Genomic DNA, 26,910 nt, shown 5'->3' on the forward strand with positions numbered 1-26,910 from the left:
AAGTAACCTAATTGAGCTCAACCATATCCTTGTCCATCTTGACTGAACCGTCCGCAATCATCGAATCCAGAACACGCTTGATTGACTCTGAAGTCTTGCGGGAAGTTGACTTGAATCCGAAATTGCGTGAAACTTCCCTTGTAAGAGCTGCCGTTGGCACACTCTGCTTGTGGGAGATAATCGTTTCAATGTTTTTAGCTATTTCCTCATCTGAAATCAAATCTATGTTAGGCTTTACGCGCTTTCTTATAACCACGTCATTGCTTAAAGCGTCATACAGGAAGTCTCCTATTCTTATGATATCTCCTGAATTTTCCGACTCCTTAATCGCCTTGCTGACCTGCTTTTTCATTTTGGAGCCTGCCCTTTTGATGTGGCAGCTGTCCTTAACCCTTTTGGTGACTTCATCAACATGAACAGGACCTTCAACATTGACAATTTCACTGACTGACTTGGAAACGTCTTCAATCGGACGGTTGAATAGGTCATCCTGTGAATTAAGGCCGAAATCGCTTGCAAACTTGTATTCAAAGATTTCATCTTCAATGTTTCCCCTTTTCGGAAGCTTGTTGTCGTCAAAAGCCTTCAGGGTATTGTTGCTTTTGAACCTTTCCTTTTCGATTTCCTTGTAGTCCTCGTCAGCTATCTGGATAATGTCCTCCAGAGCCTGGTCCTTTTTAACTTCACGCCTTTCCTCTTCGTGAACGGTTACAATAGTATCCTTATCACTGCTCAGTTCCTTTTTGAGCTTTTCCATCTGGAGCTCCCTTTCATATCTGAGCTCCTCCTCTTCGGCAAATGTAAGTCCCTCATCTTCCGGAACATACTCCTCACCTTCATAATCCTGAACAGGAGTCAGGTAATCGTCCTCATTATATTCGGCAGTCCTGTCAACAACGGAAACGTATCCGACCTGCGTCGGGTTTTCAATTTCCTCAAGGGACTTTTTGATGTATTTGATGTCCCTTATTCCGCTTTTTATCGAATCTTTTACTGACTTGTTCCTGTTTCTGTCCTCATCATAGTAGAGATTGTTCTTTCTGAGAGGACTGTTGACGTCATTAATGCCTTCGTAATAGGTAACTCCATCGGGAGATGTAGATGGGGCATAAACTTTTTGCGTGTCTTCCTCATAAGCATCATCATTTTGATTTTTTGCTTCATTATTTTCATAGTTATCTTTTTGAACTTGAGTATTTTCATCGTCTTTTTCATTTAATGCATCAGAAATAACTTCGTCAAAAGCACTGCTTACGATTGCAGAGGCAAGGTTTGTAATGTCCTCATCCTCAAAACTGCCTTCTGGATTGGACTGGAAAGCCTCATCTATAATACTGTCTAACTTAACTTGTTTACTAGGTTTCATATCAGATACACCATCAACATTTCTCTTAAATACAACATTTACAGGATTTTCATCAATAACTTCTTCATAATCATCATTTGAAATTTTAGAGCCCGGAGTGATGATTTCTGCTTCAACGACATCCTCATCGCTTGGCGCAGGCCTATGTTCAATAACATCCTCATCAATGACTTCGGAATGGACGGTTTTAACTTCCTCTTTGGTTAAATCAATTCTTGTGGTACCTCTAATGGCTTCGGAAATGCGGGATTCACTTAAACCGTTAGGATTTTTAGGTTTTCTGTCACCGAATAAATTTTTAATAGGATTGACCTCAACGACAGGAGGTTCATTTTCATCAACCTGCTCAATTGTACTTTCTTCGTCATTGCTATGATCTACGTAAATATAATCGTCATCGGAGCCCAGATCCACATTTTCATCTTCATTAATTTCATCCGCTTCAGGAATGTCCTCATTAATTTCAGGGGATTCCTCGATTTCATCATCGCTATGGTCTACATAAACATATTTGTCATCTGAGTCCAAATCAATCTTTTCATCATTAATAGGTTCCTCTTTAGCCAGGATGTCATCATTAATTTCATCATTGGAAACATTTATTTCATCATCATTGCCCACATAAACGTATTCGTCATCGAAATCAGAATCTGGCGTTTTATCATTAATGATTTCCTCTTTTGCTGGAACATCATTCAAATCGATGCTGTCTGTAGAAGTGGAAAATTTGACCTTAGGAGTTTCCTTTGTTTCTTTTTTATCCGGAATTATATCTATGACTTCCTCTTCAACAGGTTCTTCCACAATAGGTTCATTAACTTCCTCTTCAACAGGTTCTTCCACAATAGGTTCATTAATTTCTTCTTCGATCGGTTCTTCTTCAACAGCAGGTTCTTCTACCTGTTCGATAGATTCCTCTTCAACAACTCCATTAACTTCTTCATCAGCAGGCTCTTCATCATCAATAGCTTCATTAACTTCCTCTTCTACAGGTTCATCATCCAAATCCTCATCGGATTCATCAATATCTTCTGTTAAATCGTCCTCAATGATTTCCTCATCATCACTGTGGTCAACATAAATGAAATCGTCTTCATCAATTTTATCTTTAATAATCTGATCCAAATCATCAATATCCTCCAAATCATCCTCATCATGATTGAATATTGAAAATTTATTTTTAATTGTAGACAATATGCCGCCGCCGGCAGCTTTTGAAATAGTAGAACCGAATTTAACTTTAGGAGTTTCAGATTCTTCATCTATTTCTTCTTCTTGGCCTTCTTCTGCGGTTCCTTCGTCTTTATGTTGAACATCTTCGCTATCGTCTTCATCACTTTCAAATGTATCTTCATCATCTACACCGTCGTCTTCTTCAATAGGTTCATCGTCAGATAATTCATCAATAATTTTATCAACGTCAAATTCTTCAGATTCTTCCAAATCATCCGGAGTTTCTTCATCAACTTCCAGCTCATCAGGAACTTCTTCAACAGTTTCGTCTTCATCCAACTCAACAGAATCTTCTTCAACAGTTTCGTCTTCATCCAACTCAACAGATTCCTCTTCAACTGATTCGTCTTCATCAATATCTTCATCGTCTTCCTTTAAAAAGTCAGAAATTTCATCTTTTACACTGTCATCGGATAAATCAATAGGCTTTTCATCATCCAATTCATCTTCATCATCATTAACTGGTTCTGATGAATCCATATCCTTATCATCATTAATTGGCTCTGATGAATCTACGTCCTTATCATCATCTGAATCAACTTTATCATCATTAATTGATTCGGATTCATCTTTTACTTTCGGAGAATCCTTCTTATCAGCAGCAAATACAAAGTCATCGAAGGCACTGAAATCTTCATCCATTTCAATGAATTCGCTAGGTGACTCTTCAACCACGTCATCATTAATTTCTTCTATAACCTCAACAAACTGGCTAGGAGACTCTTCAACAAATTCCAAATCGTCATCATGGTCGAAATCGTCCTCAGAATCCTTGCTGACAAAAATTATGTCATCATCAAAGTCAAGACCGTCCGGAGGAATGACTTCAATGTCATCTCCAAGCATAGCCATTTTAGCCTCTTCCTCTTTTCTCCTCTGCTCTTCAAGTTCTTTTTCACGCTGCTTTCTTAATTCTTCAGCTCTTTTTTCAGCTTCGATTCTGCGCTCTTCTTCTTTCTTTCGGGCAATTTCCTGTTCCTTACGGGTTTGCTTTATGGATTTTTCAATGTTGTCCAATAGCTTTTTGCGTCCCAGGTCACGGTTTCTATACCAGTCTGTGGACCATAAATGATAAAGCTTCCATCCCAATCCTTCAAGTACCTGTTCACGAAGCCTGTCACGGTCACGGGCAACTTTGCTGGACGCATACATCTTTCCGTCGGTTGTAATACCCAATATGTATTTGCCAGGATTTTCCTCATCGACAATGGCTAAATCAACCCTGAATCCGGCACATCCGATTTGCTTGTCTACCTGATAGCCGTTTTCTTCCAAAAAGCTTGCAATTGCATCTTCAAACGGTGCTGATGAATGTTCCTCGTGGGTATGTGCACCTATGGTTAAGTTTTCGGCATATTCAAGAAATTCCCTTAATGCCCTTACACCATGTGGCGGATTGGCAGTAAGTTTCATGCTTGATGCCTTGAAATTGGAAAATACAACACATTTCTGTCTTGCACGTGTAATCAATACATTTAATCTTCTCTCACCGCCGTCCTGGTTTAGAGGACCGAAATTCAATGACATCTTTTTATCATCATCGAAACCGTATCCTACACTGATTAATATGACGTCCCTTTCGTCTCCCTGAATCGTTTCAAGGTTTTTGACAAAGAACCTTTCATCCTTGTTTTCAGAAAATAATGGTTCAAGTTCAGGCCTTTCACGGCGCTTTTCTTCCAGCTTTTCCAAAATAGCGTTCTTTTGTGCGACGGAGAATGTTCCAACACCCAGACTTTTAGTGTCGCCGTATCTGTCGAAATGGTCAAATATCGCTTCTACGACATCTTCGGCCTCTTTCGGATTTGCAGAGGATGATCCCCTTTCATAGGCGGTATTCGGATTATAGTGGAATTTCAAACCGAGTTCCTCGTCATTGTGTGAAGGTGAAGGATATACAAGCAGTTCATTGTCATAAAACTCCCTGTTTGATACGTTAATCAGTGATTCGTGACGGCTCCTGTAGTGCCATTTAAGCATCTTTACAGGGAATGAAAGCTTACATAAATGGAGGATGCTTTCCATATCCAGTGAGGTGGCTTCCTCCTCATCGCTTTCGCCGCTTGCCATCTGGTCAAAGAATGATGTCGGAGGCAGCTGCTGGGTATCTCCCATAACGACAGCGGTTTTTCCTCTCATGAATGCACCAAGTGCATCTTCCGGCTTTACCTGACTTGCCTCGTCAAAAATGACTACGTCAAACTGGAGTTCCTCGTTTGTAGGGTCAAGATACTGGGCAACTGAAAGCGGAGACATCATGAAACACGGTTTGATTTGCTTAATCATTCCTCCGGCCTTTTCCAATAGTTTCCTAACAGGAAGGTGGCCGCTTTTTCTTGTAAATTCTCCTGCCAGAACCTTTGCCTGAGGGTTTTCCGTTGCTCCGAATATCTGCGGAATGTTGCTGTTGAGCTTATGGAAAATCCTTTTACGGTTCAATACCAGAATCTTTTTGTCCAGATCCTTGAATTCCCTGATTCTGTTTTCATGAAGCTCGCCGATGAATGTGGCCAGTTCCTGATTTTCAACAAAGAGAATGTTTAAAAGAGAATCGGCGAAGTTACCTTCAACCAATGCCTTTACGTCATCCTTTTTAATGTTTCTTTTCTCGATGGAATCAACGAATAAATCTGCAGACGTTCCCTTTAATGAGTTTTTGGTGTTAAGGTACTGTGACCATAAGTGAAGGCTTGAAAGCTGTCCTCTCCAGTTGTACAGCTGGGTTTGCCATTCCTCAAAGGTCACGTCATTGGCGCCTTTCTTGAATATCAGTTTGCTTCTAGGGTTCAGCTTGGACTTTAGCTTGTCCAAATCGTTGCTGAATTCGTTTCCGGAGTCAATGTAGTCGACCAAATCCCTTTCTGGATTGATTTCAAACAAGTCTTTTGATAAGATGTCAACGGTATTCTGTGAAAAGATTCCTTCCCTTGTAAGTGCGGTGAACTGCGTCATCCACTGGGCGATTGATTTTAAATCATTAATGTCTGCATTAAGATGCCAGTAATCGCCGAAATACTGTTTTGCCAGGGCCTCATTGGCTTCCAGGTTTTTCTTAAGCCCGATAGCTACCTTTGCATATTTCAGGTCATTGATTATTGAATTGATGTCATCGCTGACTGGAACCCTGTAATAGCGCTCAACAAGCTCCACATGCTGCTTGCCTTTAAAGAAGCGCAGCTTCTTATGGGACTGTTCATTGAGCTGATATATTAATGCGTCTATGTTAACGTGATAAATGCCTGGATTGAACTTGTCCAGAATTCCTGCAACTTTCTGATATCTGTCCAGTTGCTGAATAATGCGGTAAGCGTCATCATTGTTCCTTTCCCATGCGCCTGATTTTAATATCTTGGCGTCAATCAGCTCGGAATTCTGTGATTTGATAATGTCAAAAGCGGACAGTGACTTTTTAAATTCGTTTAACGTATCCGGCTTTTTGATTCCATAAATGTCATATACCCTTCCACGCTCAACCAGAAATGCGTCAAGGGAAGTCAGCGTATCGTTAATAAGTATTTCAATTTCTCTTAAATCTGCCGGAAGCAGGCTTTTAGGTTCACATTTGCTCCAAGGATTTTCCTTTGAAATTGTCTGATAGAGCTCTGCAACGCTTTCAAGGCCTAAAATAATATCATCCAAATCCTTTAAGGAGATTGATTCCGGATTGCTGAATCGAACCAGAGGCATCATGGCATTCTTTCGTGCAAAGTGGTCGTCAGCTGATTCCTTCATACCGTACAATTGGAAAGCTGAGAGATTCACTGCAAATACCGGCCTGTGAATAACGCTTGCGTAATCGTCAAGCTGCCTTTTTAAGGTTTCAAGTTTCCTTATTGTCTGGTCAATATTTAATGTATCCACGGCACGCACGGTCGTTGCCTTCTGCAAATCCTTTAGGAACTTCTTTCGTCTTGTCTTGTGTGAATGCAGTTCCAGAACGAATTTGCCCAAACCAACACTTGTAAGCCTGTCCTTTACAACGTCAAGCGCAGCCATCTTTTCTGAAACAAATAAAACTGATTTTCCTTCCGCCAGAAGCTCTGCAATCAGATTAACGATGGTCTGTGACTTACCGGTTCCCGGTGGCCCTTCAACGACCAGGTTGCGTCCTGCCTTAACGTCCTGAATGGCCGCAATCTGGGATGAATCCGCATCCAGAACCTGATACATCGTACTGTATTCTAGCTGAGTGTCAACGTCCTCCTCGTTAAAGGCTTCAACGTCATTTTTAGCCGGATTGAATATTGCCTGTATCAGTTCGTTTTTGGTTAAATCGACATTATCTGCCCAGCTGTCAGGGTTTAAGTCATTATACATTACGAATTTTGTAAAGCTAAAAAAACCAAGGGCAATATTGTCGTTGACCTTCCAGCTGTCCATTCTTTCAACCGCATGCCTAACTTGAGCTATGTAATGGTCTATTACTTCACCGTATCTCTTGAATTCAAAATCGGGAAGCTCGATTCCGGCTTCCAAAAGCTTTGCCTTAAGTGAAATGTTTGTCTGAATGTCCTCGCCGGTCCATTCCAGATTGAATGATTCTCCAACCTTTTTCCTCTCCATTGAAACCGGAATAAGAACAAGAGGAGCCTTATTTATCTGTCTAGGCTTGGACTTGTCCTTCCATTCCAAAAATCCTACGGCAAGATAAAGGATGTTGTAACCCTGTTCCTGAAGCATCGTTCTGGCCTGGTTGTTAATGTAATACAGCCTCTTTTGAAGCTCATTCGGGGTCAAATCGGTAGCCAGTTTCTTGTTTCCTTCTGAAAACTTTGACAGGTCAAAGGGAATGTGATCCCAGACAGAAGACTTTTCCTCTTTCTTGTCCTTTTTGTTGGCTACAAAATACATCTTGTTCTGCTGCAAGACCAAAGTCTGGAAAATATTGAGCGGAGTCTGGTTTAGGATAGTGACCGTTTTTGCACGGGACTTGAAATTGAGCAACTGGTTTCTTAAAGTCAAATCCAGCAGCTCTTTACGCAGATTTTCGAACTCCTTTTCGATTTTGTCATTTGGTGAGTTTGCAAACATGATTATCAGTTTATTATTTTAAAATTCTTTGAATCATATATAATTATTAATTATCTAATTAATAAAGTTTACTTTAATTTAAATAACGGGTTTATAAGGGCCAAAAAAGCTGAGTTTATCACTAGCTATTTTTGATGCGAAATTAGCGGATTTTAAAACTGATTTAGTGGTTAATTTTTTTGAGATGTATGCTGCCATATAGGTGTCTCCGCAGCCGGTTGAGTCAATTACATTATCGCATTTAACGGCTTCGATTTTATATTCCTTATCAGAAATAATTCTGGAACCTTTAGAACCGTTTGTAATAATGATTTCAGAAATATTAAAGTCGTTAATATCGTTTTCTCCAACCAATATTGAATATTCCGATTCATCAAGAAATAGGGCTTCAACAGAAGATATAATCTTTTCGGTTTCATCGCTATTTTTCAAGGCGATGGAGTAGTTATCTTCATCTATTTTCTCACCAGGATACCTTAAAAAGCCCTGAATTGACATATAAATCGGCACGTTAAAGCTTTTCAAGTAATCGACAGTTTCCAAAGGAAAATCATAAGCGTTTAAAGGATTTAAAATAAAAGCGTCAATTTCATCAGGCAAAATCCCTTCCAAATCATTTTTTGTTATGGGAATATCTGCAAAATTGCTTGACTGTATGCGAATGTCGTTATTGTTAATGTCAGGGTAGTGATTAATGAAATAGTGAGTATTGTCCTTTTTTATTAACTTGACTTTACTAGAATCCGGAAACTCACCGATTAAGGATTCGTCGCTTCCATTGACAATGACAATATAATCATCAAAAAACTCTTCAAAAACAAAAGACTGGAAATAAACGGCACCTCCTGTCTTTGATTCCTTTTTATCACCTACGATAATCAAATCATTTGTTACGGGACCTATAGCTACTAGCGTCATGATTTATTCCTTAGTCAAATTCAATCGTAATGTCTACAACATGATATCTGTTTGAAATGCTATAAATCTCTTCTTTTATTTTACTCTGATTTTTCAAATCATCAATTGAAACCTTTAACGTCATCACCGAATCGATTCCGTCAAGTGACCATATGTGAAAGTCATCAATCTCATTAATTCCGTCGATTGATAAAATGCTGCTTCTGAACTCGTCCACGTCAAAGTTATCCGGGGTTTTTTGAAGCAGTACCTGAACAGCCTTATAGAGGTTTCTTCCAAGATTGAATATGAGCCACAGGGCAATTCCTATTGATACGAAGGGATCCAGATATGGCGCGCCGTCCCAGAACATCAAAACTATGCTTAATATTAAAATAGCCACCCATTCGAATACGTCTCCGAGCTGATGAAAGAGTATTGCCTTTTCGTTGAATGTTTCGCCGTCATGAAGTCTCCAGACTGAAATTGACTTGAAAATCAAGCCGACAATGGCTACTACAAGCATTCCTCCAGCATCAACGCCTTCAGGTGCAAATAAACGTGGAATGGCTTCCGATAATATGACGAATGCCATTATTATAACGAAAACAGATATTATTACAGCTCCGAGAATTGAAAAGCGCTGATATCCGTATGAATAGTTGTCGGATGAATCTCTTTGGGAAATGCGTTCAAGAAACCATGCCAAAGCTATTGAAATGGTATCGGACATGTCATGAATGCAGTCTGCAAGAATAGCCATACTGTTGGTCGCTAAACCTCCTGCAATGACTATAATGTTGAATGCAAGGTTCATGAAAAACACAAAGGCGAGATTTTCACCGGCTTTCTTGTGATGATGATGCGTATCAATTCTCATGGTTATTAATATTTAAAAGTAATACTTAAAAAAAGTTATTAAAAGTCACCTAAAGTAAAACTAAATTGCACTTTCAAGTAAATATTTATATAATCAAAAAATTAAAAGAATATTAGTGATTAAAAATGGCAATAATTGGAACAACAATATTTTCACATATAATTCCCGTAATTTTTGGATTTTTCGGATTATTACTTATTATTTCAGGCATATTGGATGAAAACAATCCTAAGTTAGGTTTAGGAATCGTATTATTCCTTGCAGCTTGTGCTTTCCCATATGTCGCATTGCATGCACTTATATAATTGTTATTTCACCTGAATGTAGGCTCGTTCCTACAAGCACTTTTTTTATTCCAAGACTTTCCAGCTCACCGATGGAATTCTTGTTTAGACCGCCTGCAATAATCAATTTATCCTTCATGTCGGCGAAAAGATTTAAAAGATTTTCATTGTATCCCTTTTCGGTTCCCACGCCGGATATGTCAAGAAGTATTATCTCATCGGGATTGACTTTTTTGAGGATTTCCTTGAACTCGGAAAGGGTCAAATCGAGATTTTTGCTGTAGAGCTCGTCATCCTTTACGTCAACGCTGATTACTATCCTCTGTTTCGGGAACTTTTCAAAGATCTTATACATTTCATCAACACTTTCCAGTGTTTCCGTTGGAATTATGATTTTAAATGCGTAATCCAGGAAAAATTCAAATGATTCTGCGTTTTTAACCCCGGCATCCAAAATGACCGGAAGAATCGTGTTGACCATCTTTATGTCATTTATGTTGTGGCCATTGCTTTCAATGAGGTCTAAATCGGCAATGTACATCTCGCTTGCACCGTTTATTTTCAGTCCCTGAGCGATTTCAATCGGATTTGATGATGGAGCAAAGACTGTTTGAAGCGGTTGATATGTATCCCTTAAACCTGATTTGCCGCTTACTGCCTGACCATCCTTTAAATCTATAACAGGTATCTTTTTAATCAAACTAATCACCCTTAATATAAATTTAATTAAAATGGTATTTAAAATAAACGAAAAAACAATAGGAGGAAAATTAAGCTAAAATAAAATTTTAGCCTAATTTTGAAAATTAAAAATAATGATCAATTTAGGGGAGAGTATAAAAATATGATTTTTAACTCTTGTTTATTATGTTAACCTTTATACTATATAAAGTTACCTATATTTTATAAAAATTAAATTATACTTGAATTAATTAAATTCAATTATAATGCTAAATTTTAAGTAACTGTTCAATTAAATAATGCCAATATAAACAAAAATTAGATAAAATATAGAAATTATACAATCAAGGAAATTTTCAACTTAAAAAAATACAAAATTCAATAAAGTTCGCTTGAAAAAGTGACATTATCATATTCAAATACGAATCATTTCACAATCTGAAAAAATCTAATAATGCAAGTACATTTGATTAAAGTAACACATGATGTAGTAAATATGATGAATTTGAGAAGTTTTAAAAAATAAAAAAAAGGAGTTTGAAGTTGAAGAGGGAATTTTTGAAAGACAGAAAAAATATGTGTTTACACTGAGCTATTTAATTAACTTCAAACTATATTATAATTTAATTTACAAGTATAAATACTTTTTGCTAAAAAAGTAATACCTATGTATTATAAAAAGTAATAAAAAGTATTACTTCAAAAATCGAAAAAAAATAATAGAGACTTATTCCATATAGTTTTCATCGATGTAAGCGTCAAACTTTAAATAAGCTTCATCAATAGCTTCATTCAATAAATCCTGATTGATTTCGGACAATTCATCGAAACTGACACCTAAATCAACGTCTACGTCAAGTTGAGAATTTTCATAATTAATGGTGATATCCAAATCAAGATCTTCAAGTTCCTTGGTTGAGATAACGCGTGAAACTTCCCTTTCGAGCATTTCACCAAAATCATCTGAAATGGTAGCTAAATCATCACGGGATAATTCTTTAAGCTTTGACATGTTAATCTAAAAAAAAGAATGGAAATTAAGCTCCATTAGGAGCCATTCCTTGCATTGCAGCTTGAATATTGGTTTGCATTTCTTCAAGTTTTTTCATGACCCTTTCTTCCTGGCGAGCCATGGTCTGTTTTCTTAACTTGAGGGTTTCCAGTTTTTCTTCTGCATCATCGACTGCATCCTTGTAATCCACTTTGATAAGCAAATTACCTGCTTGCTTGAATACTTCAGTATTTTCATCAGTCTTATTTAATTCTTCCAATGCTCTTTCAGTTTCTTGAATTTGAACTTCTACAGTTTGAATTTGCATAGTTACAGCCTGAGCTTGTTGTTGTAACTGTTGAAACTGATTTAATTGCTGTTGTATATTTTCAGGAATCTCCATATTTAATCACCTTTTTATTAAAATTACTTTTTTATAATATTTATACGTTAGTCAAGTTATTGATTTCCAAAGACAGGTTGATCCATTTGATTGCCGAATTGACGGAAGCCCTGAATGACGTCGAATCCTGAGCGTCAATGTCAACCAGTATGCATTTGCCTTCAAGGGTCAAATCCATTGTTGAGCGGTAATCCGGAGCTGTTTCGAATTCCAAAACGATTGAATTGTAAATGATTTTGGCCTGAGCATCACTTTCAAATTCAACGCAAATCTGGCTTTTAACGGATTCCAGGGGACTGTCTTCAATCATTCTTATCCAAAATCTTTTTAACGTTAATCTGGAAATCGGTCTTGTCTCCAAATTTATTGATAAAGTTTATCCTAGCTATCAAATCGCTGTCTTCACGGGAAATATAAATGTAATTCTCCTCTGCATCATCCACCAGTTCATAGCCCATAATGTCGCTTAAGCAGTTGAGCTGCTCAACTTCGGATACTATTTTCAATTTTGACGGTGAGACATTCAGCCTTTCATTTGAAATGCTTACGGTTATAAGGATTGAAAGCAGTTCATCTCCCCTGTTGGAGTAGAAAGTGATTTTGCTCGGATTGCCCTTAATCTCATTGACAATAGCCAGATTAACCTCCTCTTCTGCAAGAGCCTTAAGCAAAAGCTCGCGCATATTCATCTTTCCCCTGTTGACGGAAGTGGAATCCGTTGCATGGGAAAAATTCTTACAGAACTTTCTTGTTTTCTGGGAAGGTTTTCTGGAAGTTGAAATTAACATTTAAATCAAAAATAGTAAAAAAAATTATAGATTAAACAAGATAAAAATCTTGGTTTAATTCTATTTTTTAAGGCCGACTCTATTGGCCATGTTACCATCGGGAACACTAGCAGATACCCATCTGGTTACTTCAGGAACATTTTTAAATAAAATCCTGTATCTACAATTAGGACATTTGTTGTCCATGTAGCTTCTCTGATCTACTTCTGTTCCACAGCGTGGACACTTATACAAGGATTATTCCTCCGTTTTAATATATCTGATACTACGTGCTGCGGATTTAGCCATAGGGGTTTGAGGAACGTAAGCTCCACCGGTGAATACTGCACCGCATTTTCTACATTTCCAAATTCCAGCAGCTTGTCTTTTTACATATGGTCTATCACATTTAGGACAAACATGATTCTTTTTCATGTTTTCTTCGATGAGTTTAACAGATCTTTTAGCTTTTCTTCCGTATCTTGCACCGAACCTACCTGTAATACCTACTTTTTTAGTTCTTGCCATTTTAATTTCTCTCCATTCAAAAAATAATAATAAAAATGTAAATCTTTACGATTTACCATGATTAAAAACAATCATAAAATTATCTAATGTAATAATATTGTATCACATCATATTTAAAGTTAATGGTAAAATCAATGTATTTAAGAAAATAATTAAGCATTTTCTCAAAATAGCATTGAATTTCTAATCGAAAGTATGATAATTAGGACTTTCGTTAGTAATCAGCAAATCATGAGGATGTGACTCTTTGATACCGCTGCTTGTAATTCTTACGAATTGAGCCTTTTTCTGCATGTCAGAGATATCCTTAGCTCCACAATAACCCATTGAAGACTTTAAACCACCAACCAATTGGAATAATATTTCACTGACGGTTCCCTTGTAAGGAACAGCGCCTTCAATTCCTTCAGGAACGTATTTAGTGTGGTTCATCTTACTTTTGGTCTTGTTGTGAGTACCCTGGAAGTACCTGTCAGCTCCACCGTCATATTCGCTGGTCATTGCGCCCATTGAACCCATTCCACGGTATTTCTTGTACTGCTTACCGTTCATTATGACAACGTCACCAGGAGCTTCGTATGATGCTGCAAGCAGATTACCAAGCATTACTGCATCCGCACCTGCACCTATTGCCTTTGCAACGTCACCGGAGTATCTGATACCTCCGTCTGCAATTACAGGAATTCCTGAATCTTCGGCTGCATCTGCAACATCTGAAATTGCGGTTAGCTGTGGCACACCGACACCTGCAACGATACGGGTGGTACACATTGAACCAGGACCGATACCAACCTTAAGGGCATCAACGCCCATTGAAATCAGGTCTTCTGCGGCTTCTGCGGTTGCGATGTTTCCGACACACAATTCAGCATCGATATTGTCCTTCATGGTTTCTGTGAACTTGACAACGTTCATGTTGTGTGCATGAGCGCAGTCGATTGAAATTATATCTGCTCCGGCCTCATCCAAAGCCATTGCACGGTCCAAATCAAATGGTCCACATGCTGCTGCAACAAGGAAATTGCCATTTTTGTCACGTGCGGCTTTAGGATACTGGGCCTGGTTTAATATATCCTTAATAGTGATAATACCCACCAGTTTGCCGTCGTGAAGAACAGGCAGCCTTTCAACCTTGTTTTCATAAGCTATGTTTAAAGCCTCTTCGGCAGTAATCGGCTCCTCGACAGTGACAACGTCTGAAGTCATGATGTCCTTAACGGTCTTTTGAGGATCTGACTTGATGACCGGCCTGATATCCCTTTTTGAGATGATGCCTATAATCTTGTCGCCGTCAACAACAGGAAGACCGCTAATTAATTCATCCTGCATTTTAGCCTGAACTTCAAGGATAGTGGAATCAGGAGTAATCGTTACTACATCGCGAATGGTCAAATCTTCGGCGGACTTAACCTTTTTAACTTCTTCAACTTGTCTGTCTTGTGAAATATTTCTGTGAATTACTCCGATACCTCCTTCCTGCGCCATTGCTATAGCCAGTTTGGCTTCGGTAACAGTATCCATAGCGGCACTTAAGACAGGAATGTTAAGCGTAATGCCCTTGGACAATTGAACAGTAGTGTCAATGTCTTTTGGCTCCACGTAACTGGCATTTGGAGTAAGTAAAAAATCATCAAAAGTATAAGACATTCTTGCTTCTTGAACTTTTTTAGAAAACATCATAAACACCTATTTAAAATGAATCGCATAATTCTTTAAGCTCAGCTACAGCAGTATGATGTATCTTTCCGGTATTTCTGTCCCCGCCTACACAGGCAGCGCCTCTGATACCGACAACATCACAACCAATATCATACAATGGTTTTAACTGATCCTTTTTGACGGATCCTGCAAGAGCTGTCTTTAGATTATAGCTGTGAGCTTCCTGAACGAATTCAGTTAATTTATCAATATCCAAATAATCAAATAATGTATGACCGTCCTTAACTGCAGTGTCAAGCATTGCCAAATCACAGTTAGCGTCACGAGCAACTTTCGGAATTTCCATTGGATCAACGGCACCAACACGATGGGCATCAGCATATCCGGCAGCTACTACAATGGTATCTGGACTTACATCTTTAACAGTTTTAGATACATTTTTCATAACTTCAACAGCTTCATCGTAATTTTTGGTTCCATATAATCCTACTTTGATATAATCTGCCCCTGAAACGTGAGCGCCCATTGCTGCAAGGGAAACTGTACCAGGTTTGTAAGGCACGTCACCTAAAGTAGCGCTGACAAGCTTGTCTTCAGGAGTCAATTCCCTGATTTCTTTAATTACCCAAGGGAAATTAGCGCCTAAAGAGCCTTCTTTAGGATTTTTAACATCAACAATATCTGCTCCACCTTTAATAGATTCAAGAGCTTCTTCATGGTTTATAGGACTTATTAATAGAAGCATGTATTTCCTCCGTTCATATAATAAAATATTAAAATATAATATAGTTATATCTTTATTTCCTAGTTTATAAGTATATGCTTTATTTTGAGAAATTGATGGAAAATGAAAAATTTGTTGATAATTATTAGGCATTTTTCACTCCGGCATTATGCCAGTTGATTGAAAAATTTAAACAAAAAGTGTACAGTAAAACAATTACTTTATATAATTTATAGAACAGATTTAAATTCGTGAAAAACATAATGGAAAACACCAAATACAGTTGCGAAAAATACATTATGAAAGAGTTTAAATTCGACTACGGCCGTGTTCTCAACGATATGCCTGTTGAGTACGCCACCAGAGGGACTCCGGAATATGATGACGACGGCAATATCACCAACGCATTCATATTCTGCCACAGATTCAACGGCAACTATTCCTCCTTTGATGAACTTGGACACCTGGTCGGCCCCGACAGCATACTGTCCGATTATAACTTTTTCTACATTTCAATTACGTCTTTGGGATTTCCTGAATCATCTTCACCATCCACAAGCGGATTGAGATATGAATATCCTCAATATTCGATTTTAGATTGTGTTAACTTCAAAAGAAGATTTTTGGCCGAAAAATTCAACATTAAAAATGTTTTAGGTATTCTTGGAGTTGGATTCGGCGGATATGAGGCATTTACATGGGCATGCGAATATCGCGATGAAATGGAATTTCTGATAATCGGAAACAGCGCATTTAAAACGGACGGCAACCGATACATATTTTCTAAAGCCATAGACGCCATGATTTCCTCATCCGACGATTATTATGACGAGGACATCTACAGCCAATCAATATCAAGAATCATGGTTTCAATCAACAGGCTAATCTTTTCACAGCTATTTTCCAAGGAAATATATCATAATTTAAGTTTACGGGAAATTGACGCACTGATGGATGAATTTGCCGATGAAGGAATGTTTACAGAGATTTACGATTTGAAATACAGAAATGACGCTGTCCTTGAATACAATGTAGAAGACAAATTAACCAACATCACCGCAAAGACATTAATCGTCAGCGATTCACAAAATACCCATTATACCCTTGAATACGATACCTATCCCCTTGAAGAGAAAATCGAAAACATAAGCTTTTACATTTTCAATGGAATGGATTTCTTTTTCAGTGATGACTACTCAGAATTCTTCAACGTGTTTATAGAATTTTTAGAAGAGTTTAAAAAATAGATTTTGATAAAAAAAATAATAAAAAAATGGCAGAAATTATTCCACCATTATTTTTTCCTTATAAGTATTCGTTTTATTTGCACTATCAGTGAATTCTACCGTTATTTCATGTTCTCCAAGGTATTTATCAATGATTTCAAATAAGACCTGTGTTAAATCATCGGTTGTGGTACCGTTAAAGACAAGCTCACCATCAATGTATATTAAAAGGTGTCCATTGATGAAAGTCATGTTGAACAGTTTGTTCAAGTAATCAAGGATAAAGAATTTTGATTTACAGATTACCTGATTGTCTGATACGCGCGTAACGGTATATGTCTTTTGAGCTACATAAGTGGACGTTGATTTAACCGGACTCTGCTTAACTGGAGTGCTTGGAACTGTCTTATTGGATGGAACATCTTTCTTTAAGAAGAGGTTTAAGAATTTTTGCAAATCAAAACCGTTAATAAATGCTGCCAAATCAAAGTCAGTAATGTTAAACAATGCCAAGATAGCAAATAAATCCAAGCTGGTCAAATTAAAGCTGGATATTAAACCAGATAAATTAAGACCACCCATATCAAGATTGGATAAGTCTATTTTAGAGAAAATAGCAGACATATTGAAATTAGGATCGCTCATAATAGATGAAATGTCTGAAATGGTGATTGCAGACAGATTATAGCCTGACACATTGACACCCAAATCGGACACATTAATGCCGAATGATTCGAACAATCCCGTTAAATTTAACACGCTTGAGCCTAAACTTGAATAGTTCATGCTTGAAAAGAGGCTTCCTAAATTAAAGCCTGAAACATTAACACCTAAACCAGTACTGGAAAGGTCAATAGCATTGAAGTCTATAGAACTTTTGTATTGACCAGGCATATTATCAGTATAAGTGGTAATTTTGAATCCTGAACTCAAATAGGAAACAAGGCTGGATAAGTCCATTTTAGAAACATCTAAAATAGATATTACACCAGACAGGTCTACACTAGACAAGTCCATACCAGTAGTGAAGTTTTCAAAGTCTAAGCTACTAATATTGAAACCTGGGAACTGAAAATCACTAGAATTTATACCAGTGAAGTCGAAAGTTGACATACGAATAATTGAATTGAAATCTGTTGAATCTAACATCGGTTCAAGTGATAAAAACATGTCAGTAATCTTCAAGTTAACATCATTAAAGTTGGTGTATATGAAATCTGACATGACAGCAGAAATGCCAAGATCTGCTAAGCTATAACCAGTCAAATCAATAGATAAATCCAAATTGGCCATATCGATACCGTTATCTGCAGTTATAAGCTGCATAGTCGGCAGAATTACGTCTAAATCAATATATTTTCCATTCATGCCCAATGCCATATCAAAATCCAAATTCTTGAAGTGCAAATAGGTCTGCTCATAATCGTTATACTCAAAGTCAGCAATATCGACTAATAAGGTAACGCCGTTTACTTCAGGATAGGATTTGAAGAACAAATTAAGGTCTTTTAAATTAACTTGCTCGGTTCCGGTTACCAAATCTAAGGTATCCATAAGAACTGAAAATTCAAGGGCTGATGGATTTGAACTAGGTAAAATGGATAAATCAAGGTTTTTAAATGTAAACATAGTGCTATTATAATCAGTATACTTTACTTCAGGAATCTTCATTTGCAAATCAAGTTTTGAAGAGTCGGCTGCTGGAGTGATTGTCATGGTAAAGTCAGACATGACCAGGCCGTTTTGGGAAAATCCTTCAATATTCAATTTGGTAGAATCCCCAGTAAAGTTTATATCTTTAATAACTAAACTATCATAATTTATCTCATTAATACTCGGTTCAGCACCTAATATTTCATTATCTATTGGAGAAGATAACTCTATATCATCAACAGGAATTGATAACAATGTATCATCAGTTGCTGTTAGATTTTCGCTAGCATGTGCACAGGACAATGTTAAGAAAAACATCAACATTATCATTAATACATATGTTCTAGATTTCATTTAATCCCTCCAAATTTCTTTACTTACAGATAGTTAATTCTAAAAATTATAAATTAACTATCATTATAGTAAATAACATTAATTATTTACAATTAATAGTTATATTTTTATCTTATATAAAATTTAATATTTATTTATAAGAATAATCAAAATATTTAAATTAATTTTAGTTTTTAGGTATTTTTAAAAAATTTTTATATTGATTTGTATAGTTTTTTCACACTAAAATTAATTACAACTGTTCAAAAATAGAATATCAATTTTGAATGAACTTATAAAAATCATGAAATATGGACTAAAAAATTGCGATTTTATGATTTAACCTTTAAAAAAAATTTCACGAACAAATTGTTTAAAAATAAAAAAAATATACTATTAAAATTTATCAAAAAAAGATTATATTAATAAAACGTTCAATTTTAATATTTTAAAATTGAACATGAATGTCTTAATATGGTGAATCGTGGCTTTTTACGTTATCCTTGATTTTTCCATGAGCCTTAGGATAAAATCCAACCTGTGATGACAGTTTCCTTAGGTTTTCAATGATTTCATTTGTTGGAATGGCTACTGGACAGTTAAGCGTGCACAATCCGCATAACGTGCACATGTAAAGGCCGGATTCATAGCAGGTCTCGTCATCCTCAATGAATTTTGACATTGCAACTCCTCTTCCGCCGAGGTAATTGTTGAATCCGAACTCATTTCCGACAGCATTGTACACCGGACAGTGAACCACGCAGTTTCCGCATCCAATACACCACAGGCATTCCTGGCTGGCTGAGCTTCTTCCGTTGTCCAAAAGGATTACAACTACCTTTTCAGCGCCGTACATGTTTTTCAATAGCTTTTTTTCGATATCTGCTGTCTTTGAAGGACCGGATATCACGTTCATGTATGAGGTTACATAGTTTCCTGTGGCATAGACGGTTTCAAGCTTTGCAATTGAGACGGCGTCTTCCAGTGTTGGCACTATTTTATCGATTCCAGCTACGATTATATGCAAATCCTTCAGCGAAACCAGTGAAATATTGCCCTCATTGTGAACCATAATGCATGATCCCTCTTCGGCAGCTATTGCGTTGGCACCTGATATACCTACACATGCATTTTCAAGCCGGTTTAAAACATCTTCACGGACAAGCTCCATGATTTCACGTGGAACAGGATTAACGTCACTGTTGAGGGAATCATTAACAATATCAGTAATCTCTGAAATGTTTAAGTGTGAAGCCGGACCCGTTGGATGAACGGGCTTGTTGTCAGTCTTTTTAAGCTGCAGAATCCTGTCTCCCAAATCGGTTTCGACAACGTCAATGTCTTTTGCTGCCAATTCCTTTTTGAGATTGATTTCACCCAAGGTATTTGACTTTGCCTTTGCAATGGTTTTTGAATCATAATCATATAACAAATCCTCTATGATATTAATTGCGTCTTTTTTGGTTTCAGCAAACTCAACGTCGATTCCGTTTCTTTTGAATGATTCAATGGCTTGATTGTATAAATCGTCTGAGTTTTCTATGGAGTATCTCTTGATTTCACGAACCCTCTCAATCAGTCTTTTAACCTGAGGAGAATCCTTAATCTGACTGGATCTTGACTTTACGGTATTGAATGACTTTCTCATTGTTTCAAGTTCACTTGTCTTCATTTATGCTCCCCCATATTTGATTAAAAACTCGGTTAAATCCAGAACGTCAATATCATCGTTTTTCAAATTGAGCTTGCAGAACGGGCATGAGGTTATTAATACCTCACAATCAGTGTTTAACGCCTGATTAATTCGGGACTTTGACATTTCATCAGCTATTTCAGGGTATGCTGATTTGACTCCTCCGCCGGCACCGCAGCAGAGACTGTTATCCATATTGTTTTGCATTTCAACCAAATTGGCAATGCTTGAAATGACCTCCCTGGGTTCTGCGTAAACTCCGCAGTGGCGTCCAAGATGGCATGAATCGTGATAGGTTACATTAAAATCCTTTTTATCAAGATTTAGCTTGCCTTCATTAATTAACTGATTTAAAAACTGTGAGATGTGAATTACTTCCAAACCTTCGTAATCATCCTTTAAGGTCTTGTAGCAGCCTGCACAGGAAGTTAATATCAATTCGCCTTTTAGAATTTCAGTATTTTTTTCAATCTGTTTTAAAGCGTCATCGATAAATCCTGTTCTTAACAATACAGATCCGCAGCATTTCTCATCCTTTAAAACCCTGTAATCGACGCCTGCCTTTTTCAACAGCTTTTCAGTTGCTTCGCCGATTGAAGTTTCCTTTTCCCGTGCGGTGCATCCCATGAAGTATATCATTATTTGTTTTCCTCATCATCTAAAGTAATTTCATTGTTCAGGGCTACTTCCTTAACGATTTTATTTACGTCATCCTGGAGATGGTCGAGCTTATAGTAGAGCTTTGCGCCCAAATAGAAAATCAGAACCAGAGCAGCTATTATAAGGAAATCCAATCCACGGGTTATTCCGAACGCCCTTGCAAAAACAAGACTTGCATCAGGGAAAACTGAAAACAATATAACGAATATTAAAACTACAGTCCAAACAACAAATGAAGATAAAGAAGTTTTGCCTCTTCTTAATCTTAAAAATAAAATTCCAATAACTATTATCGCTAAAATCGGAAAAATAATAGAATAAATAAACATAACTGCACCTCACTAATCTAATAATTTATGCTTCATCATCTGAAAGAGAATCTTGATTGCGACTTTATAATTCGTTCCTTTTGCCTGGGTTTCTGGAGTGTAAATCGTTTGAATAGTTACCTCTTCAAAAGGAATGTCATTATCATTAATTTCACGTATGAATTCGGAAGATATCAGATAACCCTGAGCGTTTATTGTGATTTTGTTTAAAGCGTCAATCGTCAGCGCCCTGAATCCTGTCTGGGAATCGCTTACATCAACGCCATAGAAAATCTTTGTCAGAAGGTTCATTATTGCGTTTGCGATGTTTCTGGATTTGGGCATGTCCTTAAGGGGCCTTACGCCGATTACTGCCTCTGCCCTGCCGCTTACCAGCGGCTCGATTACCTTTTCCAAATCGTCGATTGAATGCTGTCCATCAGCGTCTATATTAACTATAAAACGTGGATTATACCTTAAAACGGCTTCAAATCCTGTTTGCATTGCCATTCCAACGCCACGGTTAATTATATGATTGTAAATAAAGATGTTTTTAGGATATTTTCTTTGGGAATCCTTTAAAACTTCCAGAGTATTGTCTGAAGAGCCGTCATTGACAATGACCATCTTGAATCCCTTTTCGGCTATTCCCTCAACCACCGGGCGAACCCTTGTCTCTTCGTTGTAGGCAGGGATAATGATATATGTATCCAGTTTGTCTTTTTCTGATATTTCCATTTTTAAACACTTTTATTGATTTTATAATGGGCCTGCATCTTCCTTTCCTTCACGCATTCCCATACCAGCTTCTTTTCTCATAGCTTTTCTATGATACATCATCTTAATCAGGTTTTGAGCATGCTCCCTTGCCCTGTTTTCGGCGAGCTTCTTTAACTCAACAGGATCTTCTTCCTCATCCTCATGGACAAATACCTCCAATATGTGGGTGTTTGTCATTAACTGGGCATTGATGAGACCTGTTGACGCTTCGTGAGCGCACATCTTATCCTTTTCCATAGGTCCCGGCATTCCAAGTGCCATTACGATATCACAGTTTTCCTCTTCTATGAGGATTTTGGCTGTGACAGGCAGGTCCTTGACTCCCGGAACGGTTTGGCGAATGATTTTTAAGTCATGAGCGTTGTTTTTAAGCTCATCAATAGCTGCTGCCGCCATATCAAAACGGGCAAAAGTTGTATCGCAAATTCCAATCCTCATATAATTTCACCTTACAAAGAAATATGTTCATATTAATATAATAATTATTCGGTAAAAATGATTAAGCAGTAAAAAAATTAAAAAAAATTAGTTTTTGTTGATAAGCTTTAAAAACTTATATCTGGCCTCATCGATTGTCAAAGGATAGTCTCCTTCCATGTCAAAGCCGTCCTTTTCCAACTGCTGGAAAAGCTCCGTTACGATAGGAACCTTAAGATTGGCCTGTTCCAGGATATTAGGCTGTGAAAATATCTCTTTGGGAGTTCCTTCAGCAATCAACTCTCCATCAACCATGACAAAAGTCCTGTTTGCGTAATCCGGAACCAGATCGACTTCGTGGGTTGAAATGATAATCGTTATTCCTTCCTCATTAAGTTCCTTAAGCAATGCTGACAAGTTGGTTACTCCCTGAGGGTCAAGTCCTGCGGTAGGCTCATCCAAAACCATGATTTCAGGCTTCATGGCCAATATTCCGGCAATTGCGACCCTTTTCTTCTGGCCTCCGCTTAAATGGTGAGGAGCAGTCTTTTCATAGCCGCTCATTCCGACACGCTCAAGAGCCTCTTCAACCCTGTTTTGAACCTCTTCCATCGGCAGCTTTAAATTTAAAGGACCGAAAGCCACGTCCTCCTCAACTGTAGGGGCGAAAATCTGGTCATCAGGGTTTTGAAATACGATTCCAACCTTTTGCCTGAACTTAAGCAGGGATTTCTTGTCGTATTTAAGCTCTTCGCCGTCAATGAATACCTGGCCTTCATCCGGCTCATAGATTCCATTCAAATGAAGGAACAATGTGGATTTGCCTGCACCGTTTTTACCTAAAAGGGCAACCATTTCTCCCCTTTCGATTTTTAAACTTACTCCCTTTAAAGCCTGATAATCGTTATTGTATGAATATTTAAGATTTTTAACCTCTAACATTTAAATTACCTCAATTTTTTGGTTTATAAACTGGAAGTTCACCGTCATATCCTCTTGAATCAAGAGCGTTCTGCATCGTTTCGCTTTTATCAAGAGATCTTAAAAATATCGTACTTGCAAGAGCGCCTAATGATTTGAATGAATTCATATAGGAATGATATCCAAGTCTTGTTTGCTGTGCCTTCTGCATTGTATCTATTTCATTCAGGAATATAAATATTGTATTGTACATCAGAAGGGCAATTTCAATTACGACTTTAGGAACTTTTAATTCACCTAAACAATGCAATATTTTTGCAATTGGTGTAGTGAGCGCTAAAAAGCCCAAACAAGGTAAACATCCCATAACACGGGCAAACGTGTAAACCCCGTAATGCAGGGAATCCTTAGTAACTACTATCCCAAATATTCCGGTTCTATAGATTATTTCTCCGCTTCCAAAGAAGAAAATTAAAAACAGACATGTTATTATAAGAAATGCCATTGGAATTGATAGGAATTTCAAATAGGATTTATAATTGATTTTTGCTATAACCAGTATAACAAAAGACATTACAATAAATATAAACAAATCGAAATACAGATTATCCAGAGCCAAGGTTACAATCAGCAAGATTATTGTCAAAAAGAGTTTAACATAAGGGTTTGATTCCGTTAAAGCGTTATTGTGGGCTATGTAATCCATATCAAATTTCATAAAAAATCACAAAAAATAAATAAAGGAAGATGAATTATTCATCTCCTTTAGATTGTCCTCTCCATAATCCAAAGAAGTAACCGATAATGATTGCTCCTATAGCAGCTTGAAGAGCGAATATTAAACTTTCTATTTCTCCGCTAGGAGGTTCCCAAATAGATGAAAACCAAGGTTGAAAACCAGTTTTTTCAACAGCTTCACCTGCAGCGTCATCTGCTCCACCAAAGTATCCGTCATCTTCTCCATGACCATTATACATTATTAATGGTGCAAGGAAGATAACTATACAGATTACAGCTAATATAATTAATGTTGTTTTTTCCATGTTATCACCTTATGCCTCATTAGGAGCTAAAGCATCGAGTTTAGCTAATAATTTTGGTTTGTATACTTTTAATCTATCCCAGATAATTACTGTTAAGATACCTTCACCAACAGCCAATGGCACTTGAGTTACTGCGAAAATAACTAAAAATTTAGTTAATGCGCTTCCGAAACTTGGAGATGGGAAAGCTAAAGCTAATTGGAATGAAGTAGCAACGTAAGTTAATAAGTCACCTAAAAATGCTGCAAAGAAAATTGCGATTGTTGATGAGACATTAGCTTTGAGTAATAATTTGTAAATCAGCCAAGCTACTAAAGGTCCTACAATACCCATTGAGAAAATGTTTGCTCCTAAAGTGGTTAATCCACCGTGTGCAAGTAAGATAGCTTGGAAAAGAAGAACAATAGTTGCTAAAACAGCAGTTACAGCAGGTCCGAATAAAGCGGCACCTAATCCGTTACCACAAGGGTGAGAACAGCTTCCAGTAACAGATGGCAGTTTCAAAGATGATAAGACGAACATGAATGCTCCACTAACCGCAAGCAAAGCTTTGGATTCTGGAGTTTCGCCTACTATTTTATTGATTTGATATATACCGTATGCAACGACGATGAATGATATTACATACCAGATCGTACACCACATCATAGGTAGATATCCTTCCATAATATGCATGATAAATTCCTCTCTTTCAAAATTTATTTTTTATCAAATTTTTAGGCAAACTTAAATTTATTAAGTTTAAATTACATTTGATATTAATACATTTCATTTTCATAGTATTTAAATATATAATATGAAATTAAAAATAAATCAATTAAACTTGAATTAATTCATTAATTATACAAGCTTATTTTACAAAAATACTTAATATAACAAATACAAATATAATTTATATGAATATAAAAAACAATTTAATTCTAGCATTGGATGTGGGAAGTGAATATGAGGCAATCAACATTTGTGAGAAAATTTCAGACAATATAGATACCATAAAGATAGGTTATCCTCTCGCACTTGCTGAAGGCCTTGAAATCATAAAAAAACTTAAGGATCACTTTGGATTTAAGGTGATATGTGACTTTAAGGTAGCGGATATCGATGCGACAAACGAAAAAATCTGCGAAGAGACATTCAAGGCAGGAGCAGATGCCATAATCTGTCACGGATTTGTCGGACCCGACAGCGTCAAGGCATGTCTTGACGTTGCAGACAAGTACGAAAAGGAATTATTTTTACTGACTGAAATGTCACATCCGGGAGCAAAGATGTTTCTGCAAAGTGCTGCAGACGAAATAGCCAAGATGGGTGTTGAGATGGGAATTAAAAACTACGTTGCACCTGCAACACGCCTCAATCGCCTTCAGGACATAAGAAACATTGTCGGTGAAGACGCATTTATAATCTCACCGGGAGTCGGAAAACAGGGAGGAGATGCCAAAAAAACCCTGGAAATATCTGATGCGATAATTGTCGGAAGAAGCATTTATGAATCTGACAATCCGAAACTTGCTTGCGAAGAACTGTTAAAATAAAGTTAAATTGACTAAAAGTATTTTAATAACAAATAATATAAAATATAAATGTTCTGTTTATCTAATGAACAACTAATTTAAAAGGAGGCATACAAACATGGCAAACGAAGTTACCAAATTAATCATGGAAACAATTCTCGGATTAATTACCACTGCTTTTGCATTTGTTGCAGGTTTAGCATGGAACGACGCTATTCAAAAATTAATCGAACAATTTGTCGGAACTGGTGACGCTTTATCCAGTTTATTCACTTATGCAATCGTAGTTACCATTATTGCAGTTATCGTAACCGTTATTCTCGCAAGATTTGCTGCAAAAATAGGTATTGAATTAAATGACTAGAAAGGAAAAACTAATCATTTTCCTTTTTAATCACTTTTTTAAACACCAAACCACCGACCACATAGGACAATTCAAACAAAATGAAGAATATGAATGTCCAGAATGAGAAAACACCACATAACGCCAATAGGAATATCACTATTTTCATTACAAAGCGGTATTCGAAAAATAGTATGATAAAAGTATTTTCTGTATAATTAGCTATTAATTCATGACCTACTTCATCAGCCAGTGCTGCTAACACACAGATGAGTATTATCGGAACCTGAAGGCTAGGAAGTCCCATAGCCAGACATATTAAAATATATAATATTAAGGTAATAATGTGATGAGACCCGTCTATCTTAAATGCCAGGAGAGTTCCCACCAGTATGCCTATAAATATGTAAGCCGCACCGGAATAACTGACTGTTGCCAGGGCTGATGCGATTGCACACAATATTCCGAAAATAGTGGCGATCGTACGGTTTCCGGCTTCATCATAAAAGTCATCGGAAATCTTCATGAAAAATCCTGAAAATACAAATAAAACTCCTAAAATAAGATAATTCAAT

Annotated in this window: 26 protein-coding genes and 1 pseudogene; 4 read left to right on the top strand and 23 right to left on the bottom strand. The window is 37.1% G+C overall.

The features are described from left to right. Positions 1-7 precede the first annotated feature (7 nt). From F3G70_RS07825 to F3G70_RS07835, 3 genes are all read right to left on the bottom strand, one after another. Positions 8-7,630 carry a DUF3320 domain-containing protein gene (locus F3G70_RS07825; protein WP_149732151.1) on the bottom strand — a complete coding sequence of 2,541 codons (7,623 nt, stop codon included), beginning with the start codon at positions 7,628-7,630 and terminating at the stop codon, positions 8-10. A gap of 78 nt (positions 7,631-7,708) precedes the next feature. Then, entirely contained in the window at positions 7,709-8,548 is an 840-nt protein-coding gene (locus F3G70_RS07830) for a PfkB family carbohydrate kinase (protein ID WP_149732152.1), read from the bottom strand. Between the two features lie 10 nt (positions 8,549-8,558). Then, the gene (locus tag F3G70_RS07835; protein ID WP_149732153.1) at positions 8,559-9,407 is read right to left on the bottom strand and encodes a cation diffusion facilitator family transporter; all 849 of its coding nucleotides are present in this window, start codon (positions 9,405-9,407) and stop codon (positions 8,559-8,561) included. A 125-nt stretch (positions 9,408-9,532) separates the two neighbouring features. Here F3G70_RS07835 and F3G70_RS07840 point away from each other — a divergent pair, with 125 nt between their 5' ends. After that, on the top strand, positions 9,533-9,712 hold the full coding sequence (locus F3G70_RS07840; RefSeq protein ID WP_149732154.1) for a hypothetical protein: 180 nt from the start codon (positions 9,533-9,535) through the stop codon (positions 9,710-9,712). On the opposite strand, the gene F3G70_RS07845 is transcribed toward F3G70_RS07840, so the two are convergent. The 9 genes and pseudogenes from F3G70_RS07845 to F3G70_RS07885 all read right to left on the bottom strand — a co-directional run bounded on the left by F3G70_RS07845 (position 9,705) and on the right by F3G70_RS07885 (position 15,465). Further along, positions 9,705-10,391: a HisA/HisF family protein gene (locus F3G70_RS07845; RefSeq protein ID WP_149732155.1), complete on the bottom strand. Its 687-nt coding sequence runs from the start codon at positions 10,389-10,391 to the stop codon at positions 9,705-9,707. The two genes, F3G70_RS07840 and F3G70_RS07845, sit on opposite strands and share 8 nt — an antisense overlap. A 708-nt stretch (positions 10,392-11,099) precedes the next feature. Continuing rightward, a complete protein-coding gene (locus F3G70_RS07850; RefSeq protein ID WP_149732156.1) occupies positions 11,100-11,384 on the bottom strand; it encodes a DUF3194 domain-containing protein in 285 nt (94 codons plus the stop codon). Between the two features lie 25 nt (positions 11,385-11,409). Continuing rightward, on the bottom strand, positions 11,410-11,766 hold the full coding sequence (locus F3G70_RS07855) for a prefoldin subunit beta (RefSeq protein WP_149732157.1): 357 nt from the start codon (positions 11,764-11,766) through the stop codon (positions 11,410-11,412). Between the two features lie 40 nt (positions 11,767-11,806). Further along, positions 11,807-12,076 carry a KEOPS complex subunit Pcc1 gene (locus F3G70_RS07860; RefSeq protein ID WP_149732158.1) on the bottom strand — a complete coding sequence of 90 codons (270 nt, stop codon included), beginning with the start codon at positions 12,074-12,076 and terminating at the stop codon, positions 11,807-11,809. Further along, positions 12,069-12,554 (bottom strand): Brix domain-containing protein, encoded by a 486-nt coding sequence (locus F3G70_RS07865; protein WP_149732159.1) that lies wholly within the window; start codon positions 12,552-12,554, stop codon positions 12,069-12,071. Before F3G70_RS07865 ends, F3G70_RS07860 begins: the two co-directional genes overlap by 8 nt. Before the next feature lie 108 nt (positions 12,555-12,662). Beyond that, positions 12,663-12,788: pseudogene (locus F3G70_RS07870) on the bottom strand (DNA-directed RNA polymerase subunit P); the annotation flags it as partial. Positions 12,789-12,791: 3 nt separating this feature from the next. Then, a complete protein-coding gene (gene rpl37A / locus F3G70_RS07875; protein ID WP_149732161.1) occupies positions 12,792-13,061 on the bottom strand; it encodes a 50S ribosomal protein L37Ae in 270 nt (89 codons plus the stop codon). Positions 13,062-13,244: 183 nt separating this feature from the next. Continuing rightward, positions 13,245-14,738, bottom strand: a complete 1,494-nt coding sequence (gene guaB / locus F3G70_RS07880) for an IMP dehydrogenase (protein ID WP_149732162.1) — start codon at positions 14,736-14,738, stop codon at positions 13,245-13,247. A 13-nt stretch (positions 14,739-14,751) separates the two neighbouring features. Then, on the bottom strand, positions 14,752-15,465 hold the full coding sequence (locus tag F3G70_RS07885) for a (5-formylfuran-3-yl)methyl phosphate synthase (RefSeq protein WP_149732163.1): 714 nt from the start codon (positions 15,463-15,465) through the stop codon (positions 14,752-14,754). A 230-nt stretch (positions 15,466-15,695) separates the two neighbouring features. On the opposite strand from F3G70_RS07885, the gene F3G70_RS07890 reads away from it, so the two are divergent. Beyond that, the gene (locus F3G70_RS07890) at positions 15,696-16,691 is read left to right on the top strand and encodes an alpha/beta fold hydrolase (protein ID WP_149732164.1); all 996 of its coding nucleotides are present in this window, start codon (positions 15,696-15,698) and stop codon (positions 16,689-16,691) included. 36 nt (positions 16,692-16,727) lie between these two features. On the opposite strand, the gene F3G70_RS07895 is transcribed toward F3G70_RS07890, so the two are convergent. The 10 genes from F3G70_RS07895 to cbiM form a co-directional block, all read right to left on the bottom strand. Next, positions 16,728-18,677, bottom strand: a complete 1,950-nt coding sequence (locus tag F3G70_RS07895; RefSeq protein WP_149732165.1) for a DUF945 domain-containing protein — start codon at positions 18,675-18,677, stop codon at positions 16,728-16,730. A 448-nt stretch (positions 18,678-19,125) separates the two neighbouring features. After that, the gene (locus F3G70_RS07900; RefSeq protein WP_149732166.1) at positions 19,126-20,328 is read right to left on the bottom strand and encodes an LUD domain-containing protein; all 1,203 of its coding nucleotides are present in this window, start codon (positions 20,326-20,328) and stop codon (positions 19,126-19,128) included. Further along, positions 20,329-20,988 carry a (Fe-S)-binding protein gene (locus tag F3G70_RS07905; protein WP_149732167.1) on the bottom strand — a complete coding sequence of 220 codons (660 nt, stop codon included), beginning with the start codon at positions 20,986-20,988 and terminating at the stop codon, positions 20,329-20,331. Next, entirely contained in the window at positions 20,988-21,338 is a 351-nt protein-coding gene (locus F3G70_RS07910) for a DUF2304 domain-containing protein (RefSeq protein WP_149732168.1), read from the bottom strand. The genes F3G70_RS07905 and F3G70_RS07910 overlap by 1 nt, the downstream gene beginning before the upstream one ends. Before the next feature lie 12 nt (positions 21,339-21,350). After that, entirely contained in the window at positions 21,351-22,055 is a 705-nt protein-coding gene (locus F3G70_RS07915; RefSeq protein WP_149732169.1) for a glycosyltransferase family 2 protein, read from the bottom strand. A gap of 21 nt (positions 22,056-22,076) precedes the next feature. Then, positions 22,077-22,535 (bottom strand): riboflavin synthase, encoded by a 459-nt coding sequence (gene ribC, locus F3G70_RS07920; protein ID WP_149732170.1) that lies wholly within the window; start codon positions 22,533-22,535, stop codon positions 22,077-22,079. Between the two features lie 87 nt (positions 22,536-22,622). Beyond that, positions 22,623-23,456 carry an ATP-binding cassette domain-containing protein gene (locus F3G70_RS07925; RefSeq protein ID WP_149732171.1) on the bottom strand — a complete coding sequence of 278 codons (834 nt, stop codon included), beginning with the start codon at positions 23,454-23,456 and terminating at the stop codon, positions 22,623-22,625. Positions 23,457-23,466: 10 nt separating this feature from the next. Continuing rightward, the gene (cbiQ, locus tag F3G70_RS07930; RefSeq protein WP_149732172.1) at positions 23,467-24,153 is read right to left on the bottom strand and encodes a cobalt ECF transporter T component CbiQ; all 687 of its coding nucleotides are present in this window, start codon (positions 24,151-24,153) and stop codon (positions 23,467-23,469) included. A gap of 34 nt (positions 24,154-24,187) precedes the next feature. Further along, positions 24,188-24,478 carry an energy-coupling factor ABC transporter substrate-binding protein gene (locus F3G70_RS07935; protein WP_149732173.1) on the bottom strand — a complete coding sequence of 97 codons (291 nt, stop codon included), beginning with the start codon at positions 24,476-24,478 and terminating at the stop codon, positions 24,188-24,190. Between the two features lie 9 nt (positions 24,479-24,487). Continuing rightward, positions 24,488-25,153: a cobalt ECF transporter S component CbiM gene (cbiM, locus tag F3G70_RS07940; protein ID WP_149732174.1), complete on the bottom strand. Its 666-nt coding sequence runs from the start codon at positions 25,151-25,153 to the stop codon at positions 24,488-24,490. Between the two features lie 221 nt (positions 25,154-25,374). Here cbiM and pyrF point away from each other — a divergent pair, with 221 nt between their 5' ends. Both pyrF and F3G70_RS07950 read left to right on the top strand, forming a co-directional pair. Further along, positions 25,375-26,013 carry an orotidine-5'-phosphate decarboxylase gene (gene pyrF / locus F3G70_RS07945; RefSeq protein WP_149732175.1) on the top strand — a complete coding sequence of 213 codons (639 nt, stop codon included), beginning with the start codon at positions 25,375-25,377 and terminating at the stop codon, positions 26,011-26,013. A gap of 97 nt (positions 26,014-26,110) precedes the next feature. Continuing rightward, on the top strand, positions 26,111-26,356 hold the full coding sequence (locus F3G70_RS07950; RefSeq protein WP_149732176.1) for a DUF5654 family protein: 246 nt from the start codon (positions 26,111-26,113) through the stop codon (positions 26,354-26,356). Between the two features lie 10 nt (positions 26,357-26,366). Here F3G70_RS07950 and F3G70_RS07955 read toward each other — a convergent pair whose 3' ends face one another. Beyond that, positions 26,367-26,909 (bottom strand): hypothetical protein, encoded by a 543-nt coding sequence (locus tag F3G70_RS07955; protein WP_149732177.1) that lies wholly within the window; start codon positions 26,907-26,909, stop codon positions 26,367-26,369. Between the last annotated feature and the right edge of the window lies 1 nt (position 26,910).

Origin of the sequence: Methanobrevibacter millerae (genome assembly GCF_900103415.1) — an archaeon.
Lineage (GTDB): Archaea > Methanobacteriota > Methanobacteria > Methanobacteriales > Methanobacteriaceae > Methanocatella > Methanocatella millerae.